Origin of the sequence: Pseudomonas sp. Irchel 3E13, assembly GCF_900187455.1 — a bacterium.
Taxonomy (GTDB): Bacteria; Pseudomonadota; Gammaproteobacteria; order Pseudomonadales; family Pseudomonadaceae; genus Aquipseudomonas.
Genome location: NZ_FYDX01000041.1, coordinates 1 through 2559 on the forward strand (window position 1 = coordinate 1; position 2559 = coordinate 2559).

Sequence of the window (2559 nt, forward strand, 5' to 3'; positions counted from 1 at the left end):
CAGCAAAGGGCTCACCAGGTGCTTCGTCATCCTCTACCGGCAGGTGAAACCATTCGAGGCCGAGCAACTGGCACTCCTCAGGAAGCAGATCGATTTCATTCTGCAGCAGCTCTTCATTTGGCATCAGTGTCACCAGCGCGCTTGCGCCGGCTTCACGCAGCGTCGACAACGCCTTAGATACCGAGGTGTCTTTGGTACCTGGGCATGGGGTGAAGATCAGTTGGCCGATCAGTTCGGGGTTGGCCAGCACGGAATACGGGTGCGGTTGCATGCTCGATTTGCCTCAAATAGATCGTTGATTGACACGCTTGGAAAGCTCTTCAGCCGACTCCTTGCGCTCGGAGTAGCGATCGACCAGGTAGTCGGAGCGATCACGCAGCAGTAAGGTGAACTTCACCAACTCTTCCATCACGTCGACGACGCGGTCGTAGTAGGCAGACGGTTTCATGCGGCCCGCCTCATCGAACTCCAGGTAGGCCTTTGGCACGGACGATTGGTTGGGAATGGTGAACATGCGCATCCAACGGCCGAGGACGCGTAGTTGGTTGACGACGTTGAACGACTGCGAACCGCCGCAGACCTGCATCACCGCCAGCGTCTTGCCCTGCGTCGGGCGCACTGCGCCCATGCTCAACGGAATCCAGTCGATCTGCGACTTGAATACGCCAGTCATTGCCCCGTGGCGCTCTGGCGAACACCAGACCATGCCTTCCGACCACAGCACCAGGTCGCGCAACTCTTTGACCATGGGATGGTCATCGGGTGCGTCATCCGCCAGCGGCAGGCCGGACGGGTTGAAGATACGCGTCTCGGCGCCGAAGTGCTCCAGCAGGCGGGCCGCCTCTTCCGTCAGCAGACGGCTGAAGGAGCGTTCGCGGGTCGATCCATACAGCAGCAGGATGCGTGGCTTGTGGGTGGACTGCTGCTCGATCGCCAGCTTGTCAGCAGACGGCAGGTCGACCAGATCATTGTCGATGTTGGGGATAGGATGGTCGGTCATGATTTCACTCCTGAGACAAGGCGCCAGAGGGCTGATCGAACCAGCGGCGCTTAAGCCACAAGGCCACGCCCACCAGAGAGATCAGTACCGGCACTTCCACTAACGGCCCGATGACCGTGGCGAAGGCTACCGGTGAGGCGAGGCCGAAGGTGGCGATGGCCACGGCAATGGCCAGTTCGAAATTGTTGCTTGCTGCAGTGAAGGCCAGCGCAGTGGTGCGGGGGTAGTCGGCTTGCAGCAGCTTGCCCATCCAGAAACTGATGAAGAACATCACCACGAAGTAGATAGCCAGCGGGATGGCAATGCGCAGCACATCCAGTGGCAGTTGCAGCACCATGTCTCCCTTGAGGCTGAACATCGCGACGATGGTCAGCAGTAGTGCCACGAGCGTTAGCGGGCTGATTTTCGGAATGAATTGCTCCTGGTACCAGCTTTCGCCCTTGCTGCTGATCAGGATCTTGCGGGTCAGGAAGCCTGCCAGGAACGGGATGCCCAGGTACATCAGCACCGATTGGGCGATCTCGACGAAGCTGGTTTCAATGACGCTGCCTTCGAGACCGAACAGCGGTGGCAGCAGGCCGAGGAAAATCCAGGCATACACGCTGAAGAACAGGATCTGGAAAATGCTGTTGAAGGCGACCAGACCGGCCACGTACTGGTTGTTGCCACCGGCGATCTGGTTCCACACCAGTACCATGGCGATGCAGCGGGCCAGACCGATGAGGATCAGGCCGGTCATGTATTCGGGCTTGTCGGACAGGAACAGCACGGCCAGTCCGAACATGAGCACTGGGCCAATTACCCAGTTCTGGATCAGTGACAGTGCAAGGATGCGTTTGTCCTTGAAAACCTGAGGCAGCTCCTCGTACTTCACCTTGGCCAACGGCGGGTACATCATCACGATCAGACCGATCGCGATCGGGATGTTCGTCGACCCCACCGAGAGGCTGTTCAGCCAGGCCGGCAATTCCTGGAACAGGCTGCCAAGCCCGATCCCAAGTCCCATGGCCAGAAAGATCCAGACCGTCAGGTAGCGATCAAGGAAGGACAGTCGGCTTTTGCTCATGGTGAATCTCCCAGGCGTCAGAGCGTTCCGATACGTGCGAGCTCAGCCTTGAGCTGGTCGGCACTGAGTTGATCAAACGGCAATGCGAGGAACGCGTTGAGGCGTCGCTTGATCTGCTCAATCGTGATGTCGAAAGCCGCGTCCAACTCGGCGGCGCTACCCTGCAGATCGGACGGATCGGAGAGGCCCCAGTGGGCTTTGACTGCCGCCCCAAAGAACACAGGACATGCTTCGCCGGCAGCCTTGTCGCAAACGGTGATGACAAAGTCCGGAGCGAGGTCAGCGTGTGCATCACTGGACTTGCTGCTGAGGCCATCAGTGGAAATACCGGCTCGCTGCAATGCAGTAATCGACAACGGATGCACTTCGCCCTTTGGATAGCTGCCGGCACTGAAGGCCTTCATACCAGCCGGGGCCAGGTGGTTGAAAACGGCCTCAGAGAGGATGCTGCGGCAGCTATTGGCGGTGCAAAGGAACAGGACTTTCATGGGTT

Annotated in this window: 3 protein-coding genes and 1 pseudogene; all 4 read right to left on the reverse strand. The window is 58.9% G+C overall.

What is annotated here, in order from left to right; genetic code table 11:
* A pseudogene (locus tag CKW37_RS32200) lies at positions 1-271 on the reverse strand (protein phosphatase); the annotation flags it as partial.
* A 12-nt stretch (positions 272-283) separates the two neighbouring features.
* Positions 284-1000 carry an arsenical resistance protein ArsH gene (arsH, locus tag CKW37_RS32205; RefSeq protein WP_095160075.1) on the reverse strand — a complete coding sequence of 239 codons (717 nt, stop codon included), beginning with the start codon at positions 998-1000 and terminating at the stop codon, positions 284-286.
* A 4-nt stretch (positions 1001-1004) separates the two neighbouring features.
* Complete coding sequence (arsB, locus tag CKW37_RS32210; protein ID WP_095160076.1) at positions 1005-2066, reverse strand: ACR3 family arsenite efflux transporter; 1062 nt, start codon at positions 2064-2066, stop codon at positions 1005-1007.
* A gap of 17 nt (positions 2067-2083) precedes the next feature.
* On the reverse strand, positions 2084-2554 hold the full coding sequence (locus CKW37_RS32215) for an arsenate reductase ArsC (protein ID WP_095160077.1): 471 nt from the start codon (positions 2552-2554) through the stop codon (positions 2084-2086).
* Positions 2555-2559: the final 5 nt, after the last annotated feature.

Bases quoted from the DNA above. Each gene is read 5' to 3' on its own strand.
- arsH (WP_095160075.1), bottom strand. From the start codon at position 1,000: ATGACCGACCATCCTATCCCCAACATCGACAATGATCTGGTCGACCTG.
- CKW37_RS32215 (WP_095160077.1), bottom strand. From the start codon at position 2,554: ATGAAAGTCCTGTTCCTTTGCACCGCCAATAGCTGCCGCAGCATCCTC.
- arsB (WP_095160076.1), bottom strand. From the start codon at position 2,066: ATGAGCAAAAGCCGACTGTCCTTCCTTGATCGCTACCTGACGGTCTGG.